This window comes from Gordonibacter sp. 28C (genome assembly GCF_003339845.1).
Taxonomy (GTDB): Bacteria; Actinomycetota; Coriobacteriia; order Coriobacteriales; family Eggerthellaceae; genus Gordonibacter.
The window spans coordinates 17,894-40,445 of sequence record NZ_PPTR01000017.1 but is presented as its reverse complement, the minus strand read 5'-3'; the positions used below and the strand labels follow the sequence as shown (position 1 = coordinate 40,445).

22 protein-coding genes are annotated in these 22,552 nt (G+C 66.1%); 14 read left to right on the top strand and 8 right to left on the bottom strand.

The annotated features are described in order from the left end of the window. Positions 1–162: 162 nt before the first annotated feature. Positions 163–1,074 carry a diacylglycerol kinase family protein gene (locus C1878_RS15360; RefSeq protein WP_114602482.1) on the bottom strand — a complete coding sequence of 304 codons (912 nt, stop codon included), beginning with the start codon at positions 1,072–1,074 and terminating at the stop codon, positions 163–165. 78 nt (positions 1,075–1,152) lie between these two features. Here C1878_RS15360 and rnd point away from each other — a divergent pair, with 78 nt between their 5' ends. The 6 genes from rnd (at position 1,153) to C1878_RS15330 (ending at position 6,926) form a co-directional block, all read left to right on the top strand. Then, positions 1,153–2,298: a ribonuclease D gene (gene rnd, locus C1878_RS15355; RefSeq protein ID WP_114602481.1), complete on the top strand. Its 1,146-nt coding sequence runs from the start codon at positions 1,153–1,155 to the stop codon at positions 2,296–2,298. Between the two features lie 352 nt (positions 2,299–2,650). Further along, complete coding sequence (locus C1878_RS15350; RefSeq protein ID WP_114602480.1) at positions 2,651–3,325, top strand: zinc metallopeptidase; 675 nt, start codon at positions 2,651–2,653, stop codon at positions 3,323–3,325. Positions 3,326–3,367: 42 nt separating this feature from the next. Then, positions 3,368–4,801, top strand: coding sequence for an exodeoxyribonuclease VII large subunit (xseA, locus tag C1878_RS15345; protein ID WP_114602479.1), 1,434 nt, complete (start codon positions 3,368–3,370; stop codon positions 4,799–4,801). Continuing rightward, positions 4,798–5,049 (top strand): exodeoxyribonuclease VII small subunit, encoded by a 252-nt coding sequence (gene xseB / locus C1878_RS15340; protein ID WP_114602478.1) that lies wholly within the window; start codon positions 4,798–4,800, stop codon positions 5,047–5,049. Before xseA ends, xseB begins: the two co-directional genes overlap by 4 nt. Before the next feature lie 14 nt (positions 5,050–5,063). After that, complete coding sequence (locus tag C1878_RS15335; RefSeq protein WP_114602477.1) at positions 5,064–5,417, top strand: histidine triad nucleotide-binding protein; 354 nt, start codon at positions 5,064–5,066, stop codon at positions 5,415–5,417. 267 nt (positions 5,418–5,684) lie between these two features. After that, positions 5,685–6,926, top strand: a complete 1,242-nt coding sequence (locus C1878_RS15330; protein WP_114602476.1) for an acetate/propionate family kinase — start codon at positions 5,685–5,687, stop codon at positions 6,924–6,926. Between the two features lie 119 nt (positions 6,927–7,045). On the opposite strand, the gene C1878_RS15325 is transcribed toward C1878_RS15330, so the two are convergent. After that, the gene (locus C1878_RS15325; protein ID WP_158539845.1) at positions 7,046–8,383 is read right to left on the bottom strand and encodes a sensor domain-containing diguanylate cyclase; all 1,338 of its coding nucleotides are present in this window, start codon (positions 8,381–8,383) and stop codon (positions 7,046–7,048) included. A gap of 198 nt (positions 8,384–8,581) precedes the next feature. Then, positions 8,582–9,580 (bottom strand): phosphate acetyltransferase, encoded by a 999-nt coding sequence (gene pta, locus C1878_RS15320; protein ID WP_114602474.1) that lies wholly within the window; start codon positions 9,578–9,580, stop codon positions 8,582–8,584. A 183-nt stretch (positions 9,581–9,763) separates the two neighbouring features. On the opposite strand from pta, the gene glf reads away from it, so the two are divergent. The 4 genes from glf (at position 9,764) to brnA (ending at position 12,819) form a co-directional block, all read left to right on the top strand. Then, positions 9,764–10,978, top strand: a complete 1,215-nt coding sequence (gene glf, locus C1878_RS15315; RefSeq protein ID WP_114602473.1) for a UDP-galactopyranose mutase — start codon at positions 9,764–9,766, stop codon at positions 10,976–10,978. Positions 10,979–10,982: 4 nt separating this feature from the next. Next, on the top strand, positions 10,983–12,005 hold the full coding sequence (locus C1878_RS15310; RefSeq protein WP_114602472.1) for a glycosyltransferase family 2 protein: 1,023 nt from the start codon (positions 10,983–10,985) through the stop codon (positions 12,003–12,005). A gap of 303 nt (positions 12,006–12,308) precedes the next feature. After that, complete coding sequence (locus C1878_RS15305; protein ID WP_114602471.1) at positions 12,309–12,581, top strand: BrnT family toxin; 273 nt, start codon at positions 12,309–12,311, stop codon at positions 12,579–12,581. After that, positions 12,559–12,819, top strand: coding sequence for a type II toxin-antitoxin system BrnA family antitoxin (brnA, locus tag C1878_RS15300; RefSeq protein WP_241963788.1), 261 nt, complete (start codon positions 12,559–12,561; stop codon positions 12,817–12,819). Before C1878_RS15305 ends, brnA begins: the two co-directional genes overlap by 23 nt. A 57-nt stretch (positions 12,820–12,876) precedes the next feature. On the opposite strand, the gene C1878_RS15295 is transcribed toward brnA, so the two are convergent. Next, on the bottom strand, positions 12,877–13,215 hold the full coding sequence (locus C1878_RS15295; protein WP_114602470.1) for a transporter: 339 nt from the start codon (positions 13,213–13,215) through the stop codon (positions 12,877–12,879). A 156-nt stretch (positions 13,216–13,371) separates the two neighbouring features. Beyond that, positions 13,372–15,099, bottom strand: a complete 1,728-nt coding sequence (locus tag C1878_RS15290; RefSeq protein ID WP_114602469.1) for an OPT/YSL family transporter — start codon at positions 15,097–15,099, stop codon at positions 13,372–13,374. 177 nt (positions 15,100–15,276) lie between these two features. Between C1878_RS15290 and C1878_RS15285 the strand changes: the two genes are divergently transcribed. The 3 genes from C1878_RS15285 (at position 15,277) to C1878_RS15275 (ending at position 18,308) form a co-directional block, all read left to right on the top strand. Continuing rightward, positions 15,277–16,095, top strand: coding sequence for a type III pantothenate kinase (locus C1878_RS15285; protein ID WP_114602468.1), 819 nt, complete (start codon positions 15,277–15,279; stop codon positions 16,093–16,095). Between the two features lie 121 nt (positions 16,096–16,216). Next, the gene (gene murB / locus C1878_RS15280) at positions 16,217–17,146 is read left to right on the top strand and encodes a UDP-N-acetylmuramate dehydrogenase (RefSeq protein ID WP_114602467.1); all 930 of its coding nucleotides are present in this window, start codon (positions 16,217–16,219) and stop codon (positions 17,144–17,146) included. 103 nt (positions 17,147–17,249) lie between these two features. After that, the gene (locus tag C1878_RS15275) at positions 17,250–18,308 is read left to right on the top strand and encodes a nucleoid-associated protein (protein WP_114602466.1); all 1,059 of its coding nucleotides are present in this window, start codon (positions 17,250–17,252) and stop codon (positions 18,306–18,308) included. A 124-nt stretch (positions 18,309–18,432) separates the two neighbouring features. Here the strand turns inward: C1878_RS15275 and C1878_RS15270 are convergent, their stop codons facing one another. From C1878_RS15270 to C1878_RS15260, 3 genes are all read right to left on the bottom strand, one after another. Next, the gene (locus C1878_RS15270) at positions 18,433–20,355 is read right to left on the bottom strand and encodes a heavy metal translocating P-type ATPase (protein WP_114602465.1); all 1,923 of its coding nucleotides are present in this window, start codon (positions 20,353–20,355) and stop codon (positions 18,433–18,435) included. Between the two features lie 206 nt (positions 20,356–20,561). Further along, entirely contained in the window at positions 20,562–20,780 is a 219-nt protein-coding gene (locus C1878_RS15265; protein WP_114602464.1) for a cation transporter, read from the bottom strand. An 84-nt stretch (positions 20,781–20,864) separates the two neighbouring features. Next, on the bottom strand, positions 20,865–21,263 hold the full coding sequence (locus C1878_RS15260; RefSeq protein WP_114602463.1) for a metalloregulator ArsR/SmtB family transcription factor: 399 nt from the start codon (positions 21,261–21,263) through the stop codon (positions 20,865–20,867). 560 nt (positions 21,264–21,823) lie between these two features. On the opposite strand from C1878_RS15260, the gene C1878_RS15255 reads away from it, so the two are divergent. Beyond that, a complete protein-coding gene (locus C1878_RS15255; protein ID WP_114602462.1) occupies positions 21,824–22,552 on the top strand; it encodes a 4Fe-4S dicluster domain-containing protein in 729 nt (242 codons plus the stop codon).

Genomic DNA, 22,552 nt, shown 5'->3' with positions numbered 1-22,552 from the left:
ACAGTCCGGTGGACTGTCGAACTCCCGAGCACGCGGAGCGAGCGCAGGGAGGCCCCGCGAAGCGGGGACGAAGGATCATCGGTAACGGAAGGCCGCCTGCGCTGGAGATCCTTCGGCTGCGGCGGCTTCGCCGCCTCCGCTCAGGATGACGATCGGGGGTGCCTACGCCTCGGCGAAGAGGTCCCAGCCTTCTTCCGAGATGAAGAACCGGGCGGCGCGGCGCATGATGTGGGCGGTGAACGGCGTGGTGAGGCGGGTGGCCTCGCCGTCGTACTGCACCTCCATGGGCGGATCGGCCTCCACGCGCACCTCGCGGGCGCGGTGCAGCTCCAGCGACCCCGTGCGGTCGGGGAAGTCGCCGCCGCGGTCGAGCAGCCCGGCGAGCACGGCGGGGATGAGCTCGAAGGCATTCTGCGCCTTGAGCACCACCACGTCGAACACCCCGTCGCGCGGCTCGTTGCCGTGCGTGACCGTGATGTCGAACTGGATCTTCGAGAAGTTCACCAGAAGGATGCCCAGCCCCTCGCTCTCCACCGTCTCGCCGTCGAGCGTCAGCTTGAACTTCGACGTTTGCGGCAAGGGGTTCGCGATGGCCGCGGACAGGTAGGCCATGGGCCCCAACAGGCGTTTCGCCGGAGCGGCCCCGTGCATGATGGCGGCGTCGTAGCCGGCGCCCGCCATGATGCCGAAGCCGAAGCGCCGACCGTCCACCTCGATCTCGCCCAGATCGAAGTCGAGCGTTCGATCCTCGCGCACGAGCTTCGCCAGCGCATGGGGTTCCAAGGGCGAGGCCAGGTTCGCGGCCAGCAGGTTCGCCGTGCCCGCGGGGAAGGGCAGGATGGGGATGCCCGTGTTCGCCAGCCGGTAGCTCACCGTGGCCACCGTGCCGTCGCCGCCGCTCGCCACGACGGCGTCGAACGCCTCCGCGTCGTCCAGTAAGTCGCGCACGTCGGTGGTGCCGTCGGTCGAGCGCAGGCACACCTCGTCGCCATCGCGGGCGAACGAGCGGACGAAGTCGTACACGGACCCTTCTCCGAAGCCCGATGCCAGGTTGTTGATGACGAGCAGTTTCACCGATTCCCTCCCCGTTCTCTTTGTTATGATGGCATAGTACAACATGAAACGCGGATGACAAGGCAAGGAATCTCGTACATGTATATAGCTACCCAAGAAAACCTCGCGGCGTTCGTCGAGCGTGCGCGCACCTCCAGCGTGCTCGCCATCGACACGGAGTTCCTGCGCGAGAAGACGTACTACGCGCGGCTGTGCCTTCTGCAGATGGCCACCGACGACGAGGTGGTGATCGTCGACCCCTTCGAGATAGACGACCTGTCCGTGCTGGAACCCCTGCTCACGGACGAGGGCATCGTGAAGCTGTTCCACGCCGCCGGGCAGGACTTGGAGATAATCCTGCGTGAGGTGGGCGTGCTGCCGCGCCCCGTGTTCGACACGCAGATCGCCGCGGCGCTTTTGGGCCACACCCAGCAGATCGGCTATGCGGCGCTCGTGCATGCGGAATGCGGCGTGTCGCTCAAGAAGATCGATTCGTTCACCGACTGGTCGCGCCGGCCGCTGTCGGCCTCCCAGCGCGACTACGCGGCCGACGACGTGGTGTACCTGCCGCGCCTGTACGAGGGCATGCGCGCGGCGCTCGAGGAGAAGGGCCGGCTGCATTGGCTCGACCACGACTTCGCCGAGCTCTCGGATCCCGCGCGCTTCGAGACGAACGAGCGCGAGCGCTTCCGCCGCCTCAAGCGCGTGTCGCAGCTTTCGCGCCGCCAGCTTTCGGCCGCTCGCGAGGTGGCGGCCTGGCGCGAGCTGGAGGCGCAGCGCCGCGACATCCCGCGCAAGTGGGTGATCACCGACGAGCAGGTCGTGGAGGCATGCAAGCGCGAGGCCCGCACGATCGACGAGCTGTTCATGGTGCGCGGCCTGTCGGACCGCCTGTCCACGAAGGACGCGCGGGCCGTCGTGTCGCTCATAGCCTCGGCGCTCGACGCGCCCCCCGACACGTGGCCGGAACTCGACCGCTGCTCCAAGAGCGAGCCGAACGTGGACGCCCAGCTCGACCTCATGAGCGCCTTGGTGCGCTTGCGCGCCAAGGAGAACGGCATCGCGTTTCCCACGCTGGCCAGCCACGACGACCTTGCTCGCGTCGCACGCGGCTACCGGGACGGCGTGGACCTTCTGCGCGGATGGAGGCGCGCCATCGTGGGCGACGAGCTGTTGGAGCTTTTGGAGGGCCGGCTGGTTCTGAGCCTCGCCGGCGACGAGCTCGTGGTGGAGCGGCGCGATTGAGCGACGCCGCTTCACGGCGATCCCCGGTTCTTCGGGAAACCCCGTAGGGGCGATCTCCTGATCGCCCGTTCCGGTGCAACCGGAAAAGCAACCGAGGGCCGCGCATCTCGCGCTTCGCGCGAGCGGGCGCTCAGGAGAGCGCCCCTACGAAGGGCGGCGCGGGGACGCGGAGGACTCTGGGCGGCGGCGCGGTGCGGGGCGATTAGCGAAACGATGACGGACGTTTGATGATTCGGCGCTGTTTGCAGCGCGCTTATTGCCGGGTTTCGCGCTTTTGTATAATACAGGTGTACGGTAAAAGCGGCTGAAAGCGGCCGCGGACGCAACCTCTTCGAAGGAGTGGTTTCATCCTATGTTTTTCGGATTGAGCAACGGATACCTGCTGCTGATCGTGGTCACGCTTGTCATCGGCGGCTTCGCCACCTGGTACGTGAACTCGCAGCTCAAAAAATACACGAAGGTGCCCATCTCCAACGGGCTCACCGGCGCCGAGGCGGCGCGCCGCATGCTGTCCTACTACGGCGTGACGAACGTGGCGGTGAACCGCGGCGGCGCGGGGCAGGACTTCTTCGACCCGCGCACGAACTCGGTCACGCTCTCGCCCGACGCGTTCGACGGCCGCTCGATCACGGCCACGGCCACCGCATGCCACGAGGTTGGCCACGCCTGCCAGTACGCCGAGAACTACGCGCCCATGAAGATCCGCAGCGCCATCGTGCCGGTGGTGAACCTGGCGTCGAACGCCTGGATATTCCTGCTCATGATCGGCATATTCGCGAACATCGCGCAGCTCACCACGCTCGCCATCGTCATGTACGCCGTGGTGGTGCTGTTCCAGATCGTCACGCTGCCCGTGGAGTTCAACGCCTCGCGCCGCGCCATGACGTACATGGACACCATCGCGCTGCCGCAGTCCGAGCAGGGCGGCGCGTTCAACGTGCTGCGCGCCTGCGCGCTCACGTACGTGGCGGCGGCCCTCACGTCCATCCTGCAGCTGCTGTGGCTGCTGGGCCAGCGCCGGGACTAGCGGCGCCTTATGGGGACTCAGGGAGTTGGGGGGCGCGCGACCATGGCCGACGCGCTCGAGCGGGCGCGGGCGGCGACGTCCGGCGCGGCCGATGCCCCCGCGGGCTCCGGCGCGGACGGGGCGCCCGTCGCGCTTTCCGTGTCGGCCGCCATGGCGCTCGCCAAGGGCGCGCTCGAGGGCGTGTGCGTGCGCCTGGTGGGGGAAGTGTCCGAGGTGTCGTGCAAGCCGGGATACAAGGCCGCCTACTTCACCGTCAAGGACAAGGGCGCATCGCTGCCGTGCATGATGTGGAACAACCGCTACGAGAAGTCGGGCGTGCGCCTGGCCGTGGGGCAGCTCGTGGAGCTGACCGGGCGGTTCACCCTGTACGCGGCGAAGGGCCGCATGAACTTCGACGTCTTCTCCGTGGAGCTCGCCGGCGAAGGCCGTCTGCGCCAGCAGGTGGCGGAGCTCGCCCGCCGGCTGGAGGTCGAGGGCCTCATGGCCGCCGAGCGCAAGCAGCCCCTCCCGCCGTACCCGCTGACCGTGGGGCTGGTGACGTCGCCGCGCGGCGCGGCCGTGCACGACGTGCTGCGCACGCTGCGCCGCCGTTTCCCCGTGGCGCGCGTGCTGTTGGCGGGCGTGCCGGTGGAGGGTTCCCAGGCGCCGGCGGGCATCGTCGAGGGCATGCGGCAGGTGCTGCGCGGCGGCGCCGAGGTGATCCTCGTGGTGCGCGGCGGCGGGTCGTTCGAGGACCTCATGCCGTTCAACGACGAGGGCCTGGCCCGCGCCATTTCGAAATGCCCCGTGCCCGTGGTGACGGGCATCGGCCATGAGCCCGACACGTCCATCGCCGACATGGTGGCCGACGTGCGCGCCTCCACGCCCACGGCCGCCGCCGAGGCCGTGAGCCCCGCGCGCGAGAGCCTGGAGCACTTGTTCGAGGCGCGGGCGCGCTCGCTTTCCTCCTGCGCCGGCCGTGCTGTGGAAAGGGCCGCCTCCGACGTGCGCCGCTGCGCCACGCGGCCGTTGTTCCGCGATGCGAACCTGCTGTTCGCCGCCGAGGCGCAGGGCCTCGACCTGGCGGCCGAGCGGCTGTTCCGGGCCATCCCCGCGAACCTCGACCGCGACCGCGATCGCCTGGCGCGCGGGCGCGAGCGGCTGGCGCGGGTCATGCCCGTGCACGCGGAGCGCGAGCGCGTCCGCATGGAACGGCAGCGCGACCGGCTCGCGGCCGCAGGCGGTTTCCTCGTGCCGCGCTTCGAGCAGCAGGCGGGGCTTGCCGCGGCGCGCCTGCACGACCTGTCGCCGCTCGCCGTGCTCGCGCGCGGCTACGCCGTGGCGCGCACGTCCGACGGCGCCGTGCTGCGCCGCGTCGAGCAGGCGCCGGCGGGTTCGCTCGTCGACGTCGCCGTATCGAACGGCGAGCTCACCTGCCGCGTGGAGGACGCGCGGCGCATAGACATGTCCGTTGAACCGTGGGAGGAGTCCGCATGACCGAAGAGGCGAAGCCGATCGACGAGCTGACGTTCAGGGAGGCCATGGCCGAGCTGGACGGCATCGTGGGGGTGCTGGAGAGCAACACGCTGGAGCTGGAGGACAGCCTGAAGAGCTACGAGCGCGGCGTCGCCCTGCTCGGGGCGCTGCAAGGCCGCCTCGCGCAGGCCCAGCAGAAGGTCGACGTGCTCATGGGCGAGCTCGTCGGCGAGGCGGACGACGCCGCGCGCGACGCGACGTTGTCGTAGAAGGAGGAGGAACCATGCGCAAGGACGACTGCCTGTTCTGCAAGATCGTGGCGGGGGAGATACCGTCGACCAAGGTGTACGAGGACGACCGCGTGCTGGCGTTCCGCGACGTGAACCCGCAGATGCCCACGCACGTGCTCATCGTGCCGAAGAACCACTACGACAACATCGGGGACGGCATCCCCGACGAGGAGCTGGGCTATCTGTTCAACACCGTGCGGAAGGTGGCCGAGCTCGAGGGCGTCGCCGAAAGCGGCTACCGTGTGATCGTGAACACGAACGACGACGCGCAGCAGTCCGTGCACCACATCCACGTTCACGTGCTGGGCGGCGCCCCCATGAACTCGGGCGACCCTTCGCAGAAGTAACCCGCGAGCTCGCATAGCCCTCCGTAGGGGCGCTCTCCAGAGCGCCCGCTCGCGCGGAGCGCGAGAACGCGGCCCTCGGTTGCTTTCCCGGCTTCGCCGGAACGGGCGCTCTGGAGAGCGCCCCTACGGGTTTTCCCGTGCCCGTTCGTCCGACCTTTTCGGTGAGCGGCATGCCGTTTGCCGAAACTAGGGCTTGCACCCATTCAACGACCGCATCGCTTCCCTAAAATCAATGATTTAGGAATTGAGCCCAAAGGAGGCAGGTCGTTGAACGTACTCGTTATCAATGCAGGATCATCTTCCTTGAAGTACCAGTTGGTGAACGTCGAGCAGCACGAGTTGCTGGCCAAGGGCATCTGCGAGCGCGTGGGCTCGGCCGAGGCGTTCCACAAGCACGGTCTCGACAAGAACGAAGAGGTCATCGACGCCAAGATGGCCGACCACGACGACGCCATGGCGCTCGTGCTGGAGTCGCTCACCTCGGGGCCCGCGAAGGCCATCGACTCGCTGGACGAGATCGACGCCGTGGGGCACCGCATCGTGCAGGGCGGCAAGTACTTCGACCGCTCGGTGCTCATCGACGACGACGTCATCCAGAAGATCGACGAGCTGGCCGAGTTGGCGCCGCTGCACAACAAGGCCGCGCTCATGGGCATCAACGCGTGCCTGAAGCACATGCCGGACGTGCCCATGGTGGCCGTGTTCGACACGTCGTTCTTCCAGACGCTGCCCCCCAAGGCCTACATGTACCCCTTGCCCTACGAGCTGTACGAGAAGTACGCCATCCGCAAGTACGGCGCGCACGGCACGTCGCACCGCTACATATCCGAGCGCGCGGCCGTGGTGCTGGACGAACCGCTCGACGAGCTCAAGCTCATCACCTGCCACCTGGGCAACGGCTGCTCCATGTCGGCCATCGACCACGGCGTGGCGGTGGACACGTCCATGGGCCTCACGCCGCTCGACGGCCTCATGATGGGCACGCGCTGCGGCGCGGTCGACCCGGCCATCGTGCCGTTCATCATGGACCACGAGGGCCTTTCGACCTCCGAGGTGAACGACCTCATGAACAAGAAGTCGGGCCTGCTGGGCATCTCGGGCATCTCCAACGACCTGCGCAGCGTGCGCGACGCCTCCGAGAAGGGCGACGAGCGCGCCATGCTGGCCTACGACATGTACTCGAACTCGGTGAAGAAGTACATCGGGCAGTACATCGCCGTCATGGGCGGCGTCGACGCCATCGTGCTCACGGCCGGCGTGGGCGAGAACTGCGAGAAGATGCGCCGCATGATCTTCACGGGCCTGCAGCCGCTCGGCATCATCCTCGACGAGGAGAAGAACCGCCAGCGCGGCTTCGAGCGCGAGATCTCGGCGGACAGCTCTCAGGTGAAGATCATCATCATCCCCACGAACGAGGAGTACATGATCGCCCGCGACACCTACGAGATCGTCCACGAGCAGATGCGCGTGGACGGCGCCGTGTTCGACGAGGAGCCGGCGCTGGCGTAAGGCCGTTTTCGGACTTCGATGGGAGGGTCCCTTCGCCGTCGGCGCGAAGGGACCCTCTTTGCATGCTCGGCCGGCGTTCGCCTCCGCTCCCCGAAGCCGGGGCGCCCTCCGCCTTCCCGCTACCGCGCGGTTGGTCCCGGTGCGGCCGCGGCGTTCTGATAGTAGACCCACTTGGCGTGGTACATGGCCTCGTCGGCGTCGAGCAGCATCTTCTCCACGTTGTCGGGCATCGCCTCCCAGCGCGTGCCGATGGCCACGTGGGCGGCGCTGTTCTCGAACGCCTCGTCGAGCCTTGCGGCGAATGCGCGGAACTCCGGCTCGTCGAGTCCGACCGCGATGGCCACGAACTCGTCGCCACCTATGCGGTACAGCGAGAACCGCTCTCCCAGCGCCTCGCGCATCGTGTCGGCGCAGGCGCGCAGCAGCTCGTCGCCCTTGGCGTGGCCGCAGAGGTCGTTGATGCGCTTCATGCCGTTGACGTCGAGGAACACCACGCCCAAAGGGGCCGTTTCGTTGGCAAGGGTCTCGATGTCCTGCATGTAGCGGTTGCGGTTGTACAGTCCCGTGAGCGAGTCGTGGTAGCTCAGTTGCACGAGCAGCCGCTCGTTCTCGATGCGCTGCAGGGCCATCGAGTAGAAGTAGCACAGGGTGCGCAGCAGCGGGGCGATGTCGCGGATGATGTTGCCCGGAGGGTTCTCTATGATCAGGAACCCCGTCACCCCACCGCCCTGCTCGATGGGCGCGGCCACGGTGCTGTCGATGTCCAGCTCGTCCAACGCCGCGTACTCTTCGGCGCCGATGGAGCTCTTTAGCTCGCGCAGGTTCTCCACGACCACGCACTCGCCACGCTCGAGCACCTCGATCCAGCGGCGGAAGGGCGCTACGTCCACGTTCTGCAGCTGGTCTATGCGCGGGGAGGTTCCCGCGTCGCACCATTCGTGGGTGTTGCGAAAACGCTCGCCGTCGTAGTCGAGGATGAGCGTGCGCCGCGCCTTGAGCTCCTTGCCAAGGCGCCGGACCATGTTCTCGGCGGCGCGGTCCGCGTCCGTCTCCCGGTACAGGTCGCGCACGCAGTCGAGGATGATCTCCTCGCTTTGGTGCAGGTTGCGGAAGCGCATGCCCTCCTCTTTGCGCGCGGTGATCTCGAAGCCCACCTCGATGCGGACGTCGCGGCCGTTCCAGTCGACCAGGCGGTCGTTGAGCAGGTGGCGGACGCCGGTTATGGGGTTCGTGTACTCCCATACGTAGCATTCGTCTCGAGAGAGGAAGCGGTTCGTGCAGAACGGGCAGGGGGCGTCGCGGTGCTGGAGGAACTCGTAGCATTTGAAGCCGGTGATGTCCTCGTCGGGTCCGACGCCGAACAACTCGCGGCCGGGGCCGTTGAGGTACAGAAGGTCGTACGTTTCGATATCGGATATGTAGACGGGGTCGATCCCATCCTCTTTGAAGTCGGTCAATGGTCTACCTGCTTTGCGCTCCGGCCATGCTCTTACGTTGTCTGACGGTGTGATAAAGCCTGTAAAGCCAGTATAAACCATAGCGACTTGGCGAATTGGCGGGGGGGGGGGGTTTTTTGTCCGTTGAATTTCGAAAGGAGCGGGGCCGGCGTGCGCTCGCACGGCTCCTTGCGGGGTTTCGAGGTCGGAGCGGGGCCGCTATTCGGCTTTGTTCGCCTGGGCCTGCACGCAGGTGATGGCGATGACGCCCACGATGTCGTCGGCGACGCAGCCGCGCGACAGGTCGTTCACGGGTGCGGCGATACCCTGCGTCACCGGGCCGTAGGCCTCGGCCTTCGCCAGGCGCTGCACGAGCTTGTAGCCGATGTTGCCCGCGTCGAGGTCGGGGAAGATCAGCACGTTGGCGCGTCCTGCCACGGGGGAGTCGGGCGCCTTCGACGCGCCAACGGACTCCACGATGGCCGCGTCGAGCTGCAGCTCCCCGTCGAGAGCGAGCTCGGGCGCGAGCGCCTTGGCTATCTCGGCAGCCTCCACGACTTTGGCGGCGTCGGCGTTCTTGGCCGACCCGTGGCTCGAGTGGGACAGCAGCGCCACGCGGGGCTCCTCGCCCATGAGCGCCTTCCACGACTTCGCGGAGTTCACGGCGATGTGCGCGAGCTTCTCGCTGTCGGGCTGCACTTCCAAACCGCAGTCGGAGAACAGGAACGTGCCGTCGCTCCCCAAGTCGCAGTCGGGCACGCACATGACGAAGAACGAGCTCACCAGCTTCACGCCGGGAGCGGTCTTGAGTATCTGCAGGCTCGGCCGCAGCACGTCGCCCGTGGCATGGCAGGCGCCGGCCACCATGCCGTCGGCCAGGCCCTGCTTCACCATCATCACGCCGAAGTACAGCACGTCGTCCATGAGGGCCAGGGCCTGCTCGGGCGTCATACCCTTGTGGCGGCGCAGCTCGTAGAGGGCGTCGGCGAACTCGCTGCGCTCAGGCGCCGTGCGCACGTCGACGATGCGGGCGCCGTCGAGGGCGTAGGGGCTCGCCTCGATGGCGCCCGCATCGCCCAGGATGACGAGGTTCGCCACCCCCTCGGCCAAGATGCGCTCGGCCGCTTTGAGCGTGCGCTCGTCGTCGCCCTCGGGCAGCACGATCGTGCGCTTGTCGGCCTTCGCACGGGCCAGCATGGATTCCAGAAATGCACTCATCGGCATTGTCCTTTCGCGTTCAAATGGAACTCGCACGGCAACATGCATGCGAAAATAACGATACTTGTATGATAGCGTGCATGCCGCTTTCATTTTTCGGTAAACTGGCTTCTCGGTGCAATATGCGCATACTTCGGGTCGGAGCGGCCCTATCGCTAGTATAAGACAAGAGGAAGGTTCCCCATGGGTGTGCAGTACTGCGATTTCAAAGACGTCGACATGGACGATATCGACGCGGTGGTGGTGGGTAGCGGGTTCGCGGGCGGCGTCATGGCGCGCGAGCTGGCCGAACGAGGCGGAAAGCGCGTGCTCGTGATCGAGAAGCGCCCCCACATCGGCGGCAACATGTACGACGAGGCCGACGAGGCCGGCATCCTCGTGCACCGCTACGGGCCGCACATCTTCCACACCAACGACAAGCGCGCCTTCGATTACGTGCGCCGCTTCACCGAGTGGCGCGACTACGAGCACGAGGTGCTGGCCGACTGGTACGGCACCTACCTGCCGGTGCCCTTCAACAAGAACTCCATGGAGATCGCCTTCGGCGAGGAGAAGGCCGCGCGCCTGACCGAGAAGCTCATCGGCAAGTTCGGCGACGAGCGCAAGGTGACCATCACCGAGCTGCGCGAGCAGGACGACCCTGAGTTGTCCGAGATCGCCGACTTCGTCTACAAGAACGTGTTCCTCTACTACACGCAGAAGCAGTGGGGCCTCACGCCCGAAGAGGTCGACCCCTCCGTCACGGCGCGCGTGCCCGTGTTCGTCTCGCGTGACAACCGCTACTTCCAGGACGCCTACCAGGGCATGCCCCTGCACGGCTACACGCCGCTGTTCGAGCGCATGCTCGACCACGAGAACATCCAGGTGTGCCTGGGCGTGGAAGCCGAGAGCGTGTTCGACCTGGAGTTCGAAAGCGACGAGGAGGACGCCCCGCTGTCGATCATCAACATCAAGGACCGCCCCTTCGACGGCCCGATCGTCTACACCGGCCCTCTCGACGAGTTGTTCCTCTCGCGTTTCGGCCGCCTTCCGTACCGCAGCCTGGACTTCGTGTACGAGACGCACGACGCCGAGCACGTGCTGCCCTGCGGCACGGTGAACTTCACGGTGACGGAGGACTACACCCGCATCACCGAGTTCAAGTACCTCACCGGGCAGGAGAGCGACAAGACCACCATCATGAAGGAGTACAGCCACTCCTACGACGACCCGAAGACGCAGATCCCGTACTACGCCATCGTGGGCGAGGAGAACGCGGCGCACTACGGGCGCTACCGCGCGCTGACCTCCGCGCTGCCGAACTTCCACCCGCTGGGGCGTTTGGCCGAGTACCGCTACTACAACATGGACGTCATCATCGGACGCGCGCTCGCGCTGGCCGACGAGCTGGTGGGGTAGGACCGTGAAGACCATCTCGTTCGCCGTTCCCTGCTACAACTCGGCCGAGTACATGGACGCGTGCATCGAGTCCATCCTGAAGTGCGGCGACGACATCGAAGTCATCATCGTCGACGACGGTTCGACGAAGGACGACACGCCTGCGAAGGCCGACGAGTGGGCCGAGCGGCATCCGGACATCATCCGCGCCGTGCACCAGGAGAACGGCGGGCACGGCCAGGCCGTGAACACGGGGCTCGCGCACGCCACCGGGCGCTACTTCAAGGTGGTGGACTCCGACGACTGGCTCGACGAGCACGCCATGGCCGAGATCATGGCCTACCTGCGTCGCCAGAACGAGCTGCCCGATGCCACCGACCTCGTCATCGGCAACTACGTGTACGAGAAGGTCCACGAAGGCGCGCGGGCCGTCATGCACTACCGCAACGTGTTCCCCGAGGGCCGCGAGTTCGGTTGGAGCGAGGTGGGGCACTTCGGACAGAGCCAGTACCTGCTCATGCACTCGGCCATCTACCGCACCGAGCTTTTGCGGGACATGGGACTCGAGCTTCCGAAGCACACGTTCTACGTGGACAACATCTTCGTGTACGTGCCGTTGCCGCATGTGAAGACCCTGTACTACCGCGACGTGGACATGTACCGCTACTTCATCGGCCGCGAGGACCAGAGCGTGAACGAGAACGTCATGATGGGCCGCATCGACCAGCAGCTGCGCGTGACGCGCCTCATGATCGACGCCGTGCGCCTGCCCGACGACGTGCCGGAGAAGCGCCTGGAGCGCTACATGGAGAACTACCTGTCCATGATGATGTGCATCTGCTCCATCTTCCTGCGCATGATAGGCACCGACGAGGCGGAGGACAAGCGGGAGGACATCTGGGACTACCTCAAGGAGAGGAACCCCGACGTCTACCGGCGCATCCGCCGCAGCGCCCTCAACACGGGCACGAACCTGCCCACCGGATTGGGCCGCAAGATCGGCATCACCGGCTACCGCATGGCGCAGAAGATTTTCAAGTTCAACTGACGGGAAGGCGGCTTCGGCCGCCTTTTCTTCCCGTGATCTGCTGTAGCATGCTATACTGGTTGAAAAGAGCCAGTGCAAGCGCTGTCTTTTGCTTTATCGGCAGCCCATAGATGGTCGCGACGTTCCCCGCGGCCCGTACCACGCTTGCAAGATCCTCGAAGCCGGAGGAACCCTGCGAGGTGGACCATGAGGCATTTTTCTCTGAAAGAGTCAAGTAATATTGAACGTGTGTTTAATATAGGGCGTATCGATATTGAAATAATATCAAAACATTGTATAGTTGAATTTGCATAGGGGTTGTCTATGCTGTTCGAATACGACCCCGAAAAAAGCGCTCGAAATCTCGATAAGCACGGCATCGATTTCGAGGACGCGCAAGCACTGTGGCTCGATCGCGATCGCGTCGAGTTCAGATTGGAACATACGGGCGAACAGCGTTACGGCGTGCTTGCTCGATGGGCGGGCATCTGCTGGCTGGCCGTTGTGGTTCATCGTGGCGAGCGCGTGCGTATCGTATCGACACGGAGGGCGACGCGGAAGGAGGCTGCTCTGTATGACCAAACCAATAACCGCTGAAGAACTCGACCGCATGGTCGACGCAGGCGAGGACGTAACCGACCTCGTCGTGGCCGACTCAATTTGCCAGCCTGGAAAAGAAGACGAGCCTCGAAAGGTGAACGGCACCATGCCGAGCTGGCTCGTGGACGAGCTCGATATCGAGGCTCGCCACTTGGCCGTGAGCAGGCAGGCCGTCATCAACATGTGGCTTGCGGAGAAGGCGGAGGACAGAAGGCGGACGAGGACGCTCGCATAGGGTTGAACGCCGCGCGACGAAGGCGGTCGCAAGCGTTTATCGTCTGGCGCGCTCGCGTTATTTGCGGCGCACGAACTCGTAGAAGGCGAACATGATGGAGACGACGGTGAGCACGCCCACGATGAGCTCCGACATGTTGTTCGCGTAGTCGGCCTGGTCGGGGTAGAGCGCCCCGACGACCAGGAAGCCCGCGCACCAGATGAGGCCAAGTGCGAGGATCGTTCCCGTGGCGAAGCGCATGACGGTGGAGCCTGCTTTCCACAGGCGCTGGTAAGCGGCCTTCTTTTCCTCGGGGTAGTCGCGGTTCCTGTTCAGACGGTACTTGATCCCGCCGCCGACGACGCCGCATGCGATGCCGGCGGACAGCGCGGCGCACAGGCCTATGATGAGCTCCATGAATCCTCCGTGGCGGTATCGGTCGCTTCGGACGACGACGCGGCGGATGCGCATCGTCGTCGTACAGCATGGTACCACGAAGCGCGCAGAGCCGGGTTCCTGCGGGGATAACGCGTGATGCGTGGCAGATCGCGTTATCCCCGCCGCGCCGGGCCCCTATGCCCCCATGCCCATGAAGACGGCGGCCAGCGCCACCAGCACGCCCACGATGGATTCTCCGCCGAGCAGGCCGCTCGACACGACAAGGCCGGTTTCTCCCTGCGCCTTCGCCTTGGCCGCGGCCTCCTCGGCTGCGAGCCCCTTGCGGCGCAGCTTGCACACGGCGTCGTAGGCCACCTTCGCCATCGCGCCCAGAAACGCGGTCAGCGACATGTAGAAAGGCAGGTAGATGCCCAGCCCCAGCATCATGGCGGGAAAGTTCAGCAGGTAGAGGACGAAGCCCGCCGCAAGCCCGATGCCGAACGCCGGCACCGACGGGATGCCCGACACCATGGTGGCCACGACGGAGGCCTGCGCCGACACGAACGACGCCGTGGGGCCGAACGACTCGGGCCCGTAGGCGCTCACGAGCACGGCCATGACGGCCACGGCCACGCCCGCGCCCAGCACGGCGCCGATGGCCTGGCCGATCCACTGGGCTTTGGGGTTCGTTCCCAGCACGTGCCCGGCGTGGAAGTCGTTCATCACGTCGCCGGCCAGGCCGCACGCCACGGCCACGATGCCCGCCACGAAGAACAGCTGCACCTGCGGCACGCTCGAGGCGGCGGCCACGGCCAGAAGCACGATGAGCCCGAAGATCTCCATGGGGTCGATGCCCGTCTGCCCCACGCTCTGCGCGCTCATGGCGGTGGCGACGAAGGCCAGCAGCACCACGATGACGGCCGGGACGGGGCCCAGCTGCAATCCGAAGCAGGCGATGAGGGCCACCGCCGCCACGGCCAGCGCGGCCAGCCCGGCGGTGACGCGGAAGCGGCCGTTGCGCAGGCGTCCGTCCTTCGCGCCGTCGGCCGGGGAACCCAGGGTGCTCGCGGCGGTGAGGCCGAACGCGTTCGAGCTGCGGGCGTCGCGCAGCATGCGCCACGCCTTGGGCAGGATGTTCTTGCATATGACGCCCAGTCCCGCGCCCATCATGACGCCCATGCCGAGGCTCGACACGATGCCCTGCGCGGACGCCACGTCCCAAAGGCCCGCGGCCGCGCCTCCCACGACGATGCCGAAGTTCGCCAGCAGCGCGCCGACGAACCACACGACCACGGCGCCCGTGCCCACGAGGAAGCCCACGGCCAGGAGCATGGGCGACAGGTAGACGCCGAACGCCACGCCGGGGATGGCGGCGTTGCCGAACAGCATCGCCGGTATCACGCCGAAGAAGTCGCGCAGCGCCGTGAACGCGCCGGCGAAGCCCATGGAGCCGAACAGCTTCCAGCCGGTCTTGCCGCCGGAGTTGCCCGCGATGAGCGTCTGCGCGGCCGCTTCGCCGATGGGGTACTCCAGTTCGGCGTCCTCGATGAAGTGACGGCGCAGAAGCGCGGTGCACACCAGGCCCAGGATGACGCCCGAGACGGCCACGAGGAGCATCTCGAACCAGCCGACCTCGTCGGCGTAGCCCAGCATCCAGATGCCGGGGATGGTGAACGCCAGGCCGCCCGCCACCATGGCGCCCGCGCTCATGACGGTGTGCGTGACGTTCGCCTCGTTGAGGTTGGCCTTGCCGCGGCCGAGCGCTTTCAGGAAGAACAGGGAGATGATGGCGGCGAACACGATGGGCCAGGGAAGCGCCCCCATCTTGAGGGCCGTGTAGACCGACGCCGCGGTGATGATCGCGCAGCCGACGCACCCGATGGCGACGCCGCGCAGGGTCAATTGCCCTTTCAAGGCTTGCATGATCTGCTCCTTCTCGTATATCCGCTTCCCCTCTCTTCGGGAAGTCGGGTTACTGATGAGACGGGTACAGTATAATCGGGTCGAGCGTTGGACGACATCGTCAAATTCGCAGTATTGGGCAAAAAGAGGGCGTTTCGCACGGTTTCGGGGTGCGCGGCGCGGAAGGCGGGTTGCGCCATGGAGGCTGGAGTGCAGGATGCGGGTGGAATGCTGGCGGTGGACGTGGGCAACACCGTCACGCGGCTGGGGCTGTTCGCGGACGGCGCTCTGGCGGCTACGTGGGAGGCAACCACGGCCGAGCACTTGACGGTCGATGAAGCGCGCCTCGTCGTCACGGGCTTTCTCGACGCGCTCGCGCGGCGCTCGGCGGACGAGGGGGCCCCGTCGAGCGCAGGCGACGCCATCGTGTCGTGCGTCGTGCCCGACCTCACGGATGTATGGGCGTCTGCGTTGCGGGCTGAGTGCGGCCGGCGGCCGCTCGTGGTGGGGCCCGGCCTCAAGACCGGCATCAGGATGCGCTATCGCGACCCCGCCGAGGTGGGGCCCGACCGGGTGGCCGACTTGGCGGCGGCGCTCGCGGACTACGGCGGGCCGCTCGTGGTGGTGGACCTGGGCACGACGACGAACTTCGAGGTGGTCGACGCCGAGGGCACGTTTTTGGGAGGCATCATCGCTCCAGGGCTGGCGCTGGGCGCGAAGGCGCTCGCGCAGGCTGCCGCGCGCCTGCCGCATGTGGAGCTGAAGGCCCCCGCATCGGTGATCGGCACGTCCACGCGCGAAGCCGTGCAGGCCGGCGTGGTCATGGGCGAGGTGGCGCGCATCGACGGGCTCGTGGACATGGTGCTGGCGGAGCTGGGATGCGAGGCCGAGGTGGTGGTGACGGGCGCGAACGCGGCCGCTATGGCGGCGTTGCTTCGTCACGACGCGCGCGCCGACGACACGCTCACCCTGCGCGGTCTGCATCGCCTGTACGAGCTGAATCGCAGGAAGCCGTAAGGACGGGCTGCTGTCCGCCCGGCGCGACGGGTCGCAACCGGTTGTTCTCTTTGCGGCAAGCGCGCGGACGTTCCCCGGCCGCGCCTTCTTGCAAAAACCACCACCCGAAAGGAGGAACCTCATGGATGCCGAACTTCTTCAGGAGCTGCGCGCGATCGTCGGCGAGGGCGGCGTTCGCTGCGGCGTGCCGCTGTCCGAGCTCACCACGTTCCGCATCGGCGGGCCGGCGGAGTGCTGCGTGGAGCCGCGCAGCGAGGACGAGGTCCGCGCGGTCTTGGCCGTCTGTCGCCGCAGAGGCGCGGCGTTCCGCGTGCTGGGGCTGGGAAGCGACGTGCTCGCGGCCGACGAAGGCGTGGGGGGCGTGACGGTTCGCCTGGCGGAGAACCTGTCGGCGCTCGAGGTGGACGGAACCGTCGTGCGAGCGCAGGCGGGGTGCTCGAACGCCGAGGTGGCCCGCGCCGCCTGCGCGGCGGGGCTTTCCGGCTACGAGTTCGCCTGCGGCATTCCGGGCACCGTGGGCGGTGCCGCCATCATGAACGCGGGCGCCTACGGCGGCGAGTTCAAGGACGTGTGCGCGTCGGTGCGCTGCCTCACGCCCGAAGGCGAGACGGTCGACGTGGACGCCGAGCGCGCCTCGTGGTCGTACCGGCATTCCATGATGGACGAGGCGGGCTATATCGTGCTGGCCGTCACGTTGTCCCTCCGACGCGACGACCCGCATGCCGTCCAGGAGCGCATGGACGACCTGGCGCGCCGCCGCGAGGAGAAGCAGCCGCTGGACAAGCCGAGCGCCGGCAGCACGTTCAAGCGCCCCGAGGGACGCTTCGTGGGCCAGCTCGTGCAGGAGGCGGGCCTGCGCGGCTACCGCGTGGGCGGCGCTCAGGTGTCGGAAAAGCACACGGGCTTCGTGGTGAACGCGGGCGGCGCCACGGCCGCCGACGTGCGCCGCCTTATCGCCGACGTGCAGGAGCGCGTGCGAGAGAGCGCGGGCGTGGAGCTGGAGCCCGAGGTGCGCCTGTGGGGTTTCGAGGAGGACGAAGAACCCGTCTGATGCGCGTCTGGGGATTCTCCGATCTTCGCGCCGGCGCGCGCCCGCTTCCGGTATCCTGATCATTCGCAATCGTTCCCGGACAACCGAACAGCGGAGAGGCTTCATGAAAATAAACCACGCGATCCTGCACGTGTTCGACTTCGTGTCGTGCGTCAACGTGTACGCCCAGGAAGAACTCGACCTTTCGAACAAGAACGCGAAACGCTACGTGACGAGCCATGCGAAGAAGGCGCTCGGCAACATCGACAGCAAGCGCGGCGCGTTTTCCGACGACAGCATGTTCGCCGAGGAGCTGCGCGCGTATTTCCGCGGCCAGCGCGAGTTCGCGGACCTGTCCGTCCAGGTGGCCGAGTACATCGCCGGCGAGCTGGGACGCATGGAGAAGACCGAGTCGGCCGACCTGCTGGTGATCGACTTCGAGGACGACCCCGACAGCACGGTGCGGGAAATGACCGACGAGGAAGCCGAGGCCGCCTACGAGGCGCGCGGCAAGCGCTACTTCGCGTTCATGCTGCTGGAGGCAAAGCAGGCCTACATGCACGAGGCGGGCTACGGCGAGAGCGGTGCGCAGCGCGTCGACATCGCGCGCCACCACGCCATCCTGCCGAACCCGTCGCAGAAGGTGCCGTCGTTCGCGCTCGTCGAGTCGAAGACGCTCGCGGTGTCGTTCTGCGACAAGGTGCGCACCATCGCGGGCGAGGAGCGCTGGCTCATCCCCGACGGGCTGCTGCAATGCTCGATGGAGGCGTCCAGCAAAGAGGTGTTCGACACGGTGACGCGCCTGGTGGAGGAAGTGGCCGAGGAGTACGGCGCCAACGCGGCCGTGGCGGTGTCGAAGGCGAAGGCCTACGTGGCCGAGAACGCCGACGAGTCCGACGAGCTGGCCCCGTGGGATTTGGGCGAGGAGGTGTTCGAGGACGAGCCGTTGCAGAAGCGCTTCGAGCAGGCGCTTGCCGAAGAGGCCCTGCCCGAGCGCGTGACGGTGGAGAAGAACGTGGCCAAGCGCGTGGCGAAGAGCCACAAGATACGCACCGACACGGGCATCGACATCACGTTCCCGGCCGAGTACGGCGAGAACCCCGACTTCATCGAGTTCGTGAGCGGCCCGAACGGCCTCATCAACATCGAGCTGAAGAACATCGGGCACATAGAGAACCGCTAGCGCGGCACCCCCCCGTAGGGGCGGGCTGCTGCCCGCTCGCCGCATTGGGCTTCCGATAAAAAACAACGATGCGGCGAGCGCATGGCGCGCTCGCCGCATGATTTCTCTTTGCCGGGGAACCCCGTCATTTCCTCACGTTCATCGCCCTCATGGCGTTCAGGATGGCGATCACGGCCACGCCCACGTCGGCGAACACGGCCAGCCACATGTTGGCGATGCCCACCGCCGCCAGGATCAGCACGAGGAACTTGATGCCGAGGGCGAACACGATGTTCTGCCACACGATGCCCATGGTCTTGCGCGCTATACGCATGGCCCGTGCGATGTTGGACGGCTTGTCGTCCATGAGCACGACGTCGGCCGCCTCGATGGCCGCGTCCGAGCCCATCGCGCCCATGGCGATGCCGATGTCGGCGCGCGTCAGCACGGGCGCGTCGTTGATGCCGTCGCCCACGAACGCGAGCTTGCCCTTGCCGGTGCCCCTCTCGTGCGTCTCCTCCAGAAGCTTCTCCACTTCCGCCACCTTGTCCTGGGGCAGCAGCTGCGCGCGGAACTCGTCGATGTCCAGCTCCTTCGCCACGGCGGCGGCCACGTCGGCGCGGTCGCCGGTGAGCATGACGGTTTTCTTCACGCCGGCGGACCGCAGCGCGGCGATTGCCTCGGCTGCATCGGGCTTCACCACGTCGGCGATGACGATGTGGCCGATGTACTCGCCGTCCAGCGACACGTGCAGGATGGTGCCGGTCAGCTCGCACTCGCAGCAGCCCACGCCGCATTCGCTCATGAGCTTGTCGTTGCCCACGAGCACCACGTGCTCGTCGATCTTCGCGCGCACGCCGTGGCCGCTCTGCTCCTGCACGTCGTCGATGCGCTGCTGGTCGATGGGCCCGCTGTACGCCTGCTTCACCGACAGGGCGATGGGATGGTTCGAGTACGCCTCGGCGTGCGCGGCGATGGACAGCAGGCGGTCGGGATCGATGTCCGATTCGGGGTGGATGGCGACCACGTTGAACGAGCCGTCGGTGAGGGTGCCGGTCTTGTCGAACACGACGGTTTCCGCGGAGGCGAGCGTCTCCAGGTAGTTGCTGCCCTTCACCAGGATCCCCAGGCGCGAGGCGCCGCCGATGCCGCCGAAGAACGACAGCGGCACGCTGATGACCAGGGCGCACGGACACGACACCACAAGGAAGATCAGCCCGCGCTGCACCCACTCGGACCAGCTTTGGCCGAGCAGAAGGGGAGGGATGACGGCCAGGAGCACCGCGATGCCCACCACGGCCGGGGTGTAGTAGCGCGCGAAGCGGGTGATGAAGTTCTCGGTCTTGGCCTTCTTCTCGGCCGCGTTCTCCACGAGCTCGAGGATGCGGCTCACGGTGGACTCGCCGAAGGGCTTGGTCACGCGCACGGTGATGAGGCCGGTCATGTTGACGCAGCCCGAGATGATCTCGTCGCCTTCGCGCACCTCGCGCGGCACCGACTCGCCGGTGAGGGCCGCGGTGTCCAGCTGGGACGCGCCGGACAAGACCACGCCGTCGAGCGGCACCCGTTCGCCGGCCTTGACGACGATCTCGTCGCCCACGGCCACCTCGTAGGGGTCCACCTGCACGAGCCGCCCGTCGCGCTCCACGTTGGCGAAGTCGGGCGCGATGTCCATCATGTCGGCGATGGATTTTCGGCTCTTGCCCACGGCGTAGCTTTGGAACAGCTCGCCCACCTGGTAGAACAGCATGACGGCTGCGCCTTCGGCCATGTGCGGGTCGCTGTCGGGGAACAGCACCAGCGCGAACGCGCCGATGGTGGCCACGCTCATGAGGAAGTTCTCGTCGAACACTTGGCCGTGGCCGATGTTCCTCGCCGCGCGCAGCAGCACGTCGTAGCCGGCGATGAGGTAGGGGACGAGGAACAGCGCGAACTCCGCCCACAACGCCGCCGTCTCGCTGCCGAGCCACGTCGCCAGCGGCATCAGCTCCGCCACCACGTACACGACGACGAACAGCGCGATGGCGAGGAGGATGCGGTTCTTCGTGCGTTTCTGTTTCTTGTTCATGTTTGGCAACCTTTTTCGTTCGGGTTTGTCATCCTGAGCGTAGGCGGCGAAGCCGCCGGAGTCGAAGGATCCCGTGCGGCGCCAGCAGGAAGTCTCCCGGCTGCCGCAATGCGGGATCCTTCGACTCCGGCCTACGGTCTCAGCTCAGGATGACAAGCTGCTTCGCTCGCTCAAGATGATAGGGTGTATGATGTACGATGCTAGAATCAGCGCACGATGACGCAATCGGGCTCGCACTTCGCGCAGATGCGCTGCGCCTCGTCGAGCACCGCGTCGAAGCGATCGTCGTCGGCCTCGAGCACCAGCTTTTGCGTCATGAAGCTGATGGAGGCGCTCTTCACGCCATCGATGCCGTTGATGCCGCTCTCCATTTTGGCGGCGCAGTTCGCGCAATCGAGGTCTTGGAGTTTGAAGGACTTGCGCATGAGGGTTCCTTTCGTTTCGATGCCATCCTGAGTGCGGCGCGCGGCGCGGAGTCGAAGGATCCCGTGCCGCGGCAGCCAGACGAGCTACTCGCAGATGTGGGTGAGGCCCTGGGAGAGCATGGTGTACACGTGGTCGTCCGACAGCGAGTAGATGACGTTCTTGCCGTCGCGCTGGAACTTCACGAGGCGCGCCTGCTTGAGGGTGCGCAGCTGGTGCGACACGGCGCTCTGCGTGGCGCCGATGAGCTCGGCGATGTCGGCCACGCACCGCTCCGTGCCCATGAGGGCGTAGAGTATCTTGATGCGCGTGGTGTCGCCGAACACCTTGAACAGGTCGGCCAGGTCGTAGAGCAGCTCTTCGTCGGGCAGGCCTTCGGGCGGCTGGTCGGGCGAGAGGTGCTCGGCGCTGCCGCATGCGCAGCCGTGGTCGTGCGCCGCTTGCGCGGTCGCCGGTTCGCTTTGGCTCGTTCGTTTCGTTTTCATTTTTCGACCTCTTATCATATGAACAACTGTTCATAAGTATAGGGAGAGCGCCCAGGCTGTCAAGAGGGTAGGGGCATGTTTTCGCATGCCTCCTCATGATTTTTCTTTTCGCTTTTGAAATTCAATTTTTCAGCATGTGAAAACGATTCGTCTAGTATCGATTTCGACTCTCGAAAGCGAATAACGAACAAATGTTTCACGTGAAACAATGAAGCGGAACATCATGACGATGCAAACAAGGAGCGACGGAATAAGGATGCTACCGGAGTGCGACGGGGTAAGAATGCTACTGAGCTCGATGGCAGAGGCGCGGATGCCAACGATGGAAGTTTCGGATGCGGAAAACGGAAGTTGATAATCGAAGGCGGCCGGCAATGCGAAATCGAAAACGAATTTTCGATTCGCGGAAGGACGTGGCGTGATAAGAAGTGGTCTTTCTGTTGTATTTACAACGGAAAGACTATAGCCCCTCTGCTACGCTTCATCGATATGTTGGGGCAAGGCACGAGGCTGGTAAGTTCGGCCGCTGGAAGAACGAGGACGTTGCGAAGGGAGCGGTTATGATCCGCACGGTAATAAAGATAGATGACGTGGCATGCGACGGATGCGGGCTTTGCGTGAGGGCGTGCCATGAAGGTGCCATCGGGCTGGTGGGCGGCAAGGCGCGGCTTCTGCGCGACGATTACTGCGACGGACTGGGCGACTGCCTGCCCGCGTGCCCGACCGGGGCCATCTCGTTCGTGAAGCGCGAAGCCGCCGCCTACGACGAAGGGGCGGTGCTCGCGGCGAAGAGCGGGACGGAGGGTCGCCCGGCGGACGGGTGCCCCGGGTCGCTCTCACGGTTCTTTGTCGAAGAGGACGATGCGGCGAAAGATACGGCCAGCTCCGTATCCCGTCCTTCGATTGGCGAAGACGTCGGGGTTTCGAAGTCCGAACTGGCCCAATGGCCTATTCAGATCAAACTCGTGCCGGTGCAGGCGCCGTGTTTCGCAGGTGCCTGCGTGCTCGTGGCGGCCGACTGCACCGCGTTCGCCTGCGCCGACTTCCACCGTCGTTTCATGCGCGGGAGAACCACGGTGGTCGGCTGCCCCAAGCTCGACGGCGTCGACTACGCGGAAAAGCTGACCGAGATATTCGCGCGCAACGACGTGGCGTCGGTCGCCGTCGCCCGCATGGAAGTGCCCTGCTGCGGTGGCCTCGAACAAGCCGCCCGTACCGCACTCGCCCGCAGCGGCAAGGACGTGCCCCTCGAGGTCGTCACTATCTCGACGCGCGGCGAGGAGCTTTAG

Excerpts from the sequence above, each read along its gene's own strand:
- rnd (WP_114602481.1), top strand. The coding sequence starts at position 1,153 with ATGTATATAGCTACCCAAGAAAACCTCGCGGCGTTCGTCGAGCGTGCG.
- C1878_RS15350 (WP_114602480.1), top strand. The coding sequence starts at position 2,651 with ATGTTTTTCGGATTGAGCAACGGATACCTGCTGCTGATCGTGGTCACG.
- xseA (WP_114602479.1), top strand. The coding sequence starts at position 3,368 with ATGGCCGACGCGCTCGAGCGGGCGCGGGCGGCGACGTCCGGCGCGGCC.
- xseB (WP_114602478.1), top strand. The coding sequence starts at position 4,798 with ATGACCGAAGAGGCGAAGCCGATCGACGAGCTGACGTTCAGGGAGGCC.
- C1878_RS15335 (WP_114602477.1), top strand. The coding sequence starts at position 5,064 with ATGCGCAAGGACGACTGCCTGTTCTGCAAGATCGTGGCGGGGGAGATA.
- pta (WP_114602474.1), bottom strand. The coding sequence starts at position 9,580 with ATGAGTGCATTTCTGGAATCCATGCTGGCCCGTGCGAAGGCCGACAAG.
- glf (WP_114602473.1), top strand. The coding sequence starts at position 9,764 with ATGGGTGTGCAGTACTGCGATTTCAAAGACGTCGACATGGACGATATC.
- C1878_RS15305 (WP_114602471.1), top strand. The coding sequence starts at position 12,309 with ATGCTGTTCGAATACGACCCCGAAAAAAGCGCTCGAAATCTCGATAAG.
- brnA (WP_241963788.1), top strand. The coding sequence starts at position 12,559 with ATGACCAAACCAATAACCGCTGAAGAACTCGACCGCATGGTCGACGCA.
- C1878_RS15295 (WP_114602470.1), bottom strand. The coding sequence starts at position 13,215 with ATGGAGCTCATCATAGGCCTGTGCGCCGCGCTGTCCGCCGGCATCGCA.
- C1878_RS15290 (WP_114602469.1), bottom strand. The coding sequence starts at position 15,099 with ATGCAAGCCTTGAAAGGGCAATTGACCCTGCGCGGCGTCGCCATCGGG.
- C1878_RS15285 (WP_114602468.1), top strand. The coding sequence starts at position 15,277 with ATGGAGGCTGGAGTGCAGGATGCGGGTGGAATGCTGGCGGTGGACGTG.
- murB (WP_114602467.1), top strand. The coding sequence starts at position 16,217 with ATGGATGCCGAACTTCTTCAGGAGCTGCGCGCGATCGTCGGCGAGGGC.
- C1878_RS15275 (WP_114602466.1), top strand. The coding sequence starts at position 17,250 with ATGAAAATAAACCACGCGATCCTGCACGTGTTCGACTTCGTGTCGTGC.
- C1878_RS15270 (WP_114602465.1), bottom strand. The coding sequence starts at position 20,355 with ATGAACAAGAAACAGAAACGCACGAAGAACCGCATCCTCCTCGCCATC.
- C1878_RS15265 (WP_114602464.1), bottom strand. The coding sequence starts at position 20,780 with ATGCGCAAGTCCTTCAAACTCCAAGACCTCGATTGCGCGAACTGCGCC.
- C1878_RS15260 (WP_114602463.1), bottom strand. The coding sequence starts at position 21,263 with ATGAAAACGAAACGAACGAGCCAAAGCGAACCGGCGACCGCGCAAGCG.
- C1878_RS15255 (WP_114602462.1), top strand. The coding sequence starts at position 21,824 with ATGATCCGCACGGTAATAAAGATAGATGACGTGGCATGCGACGGATGC.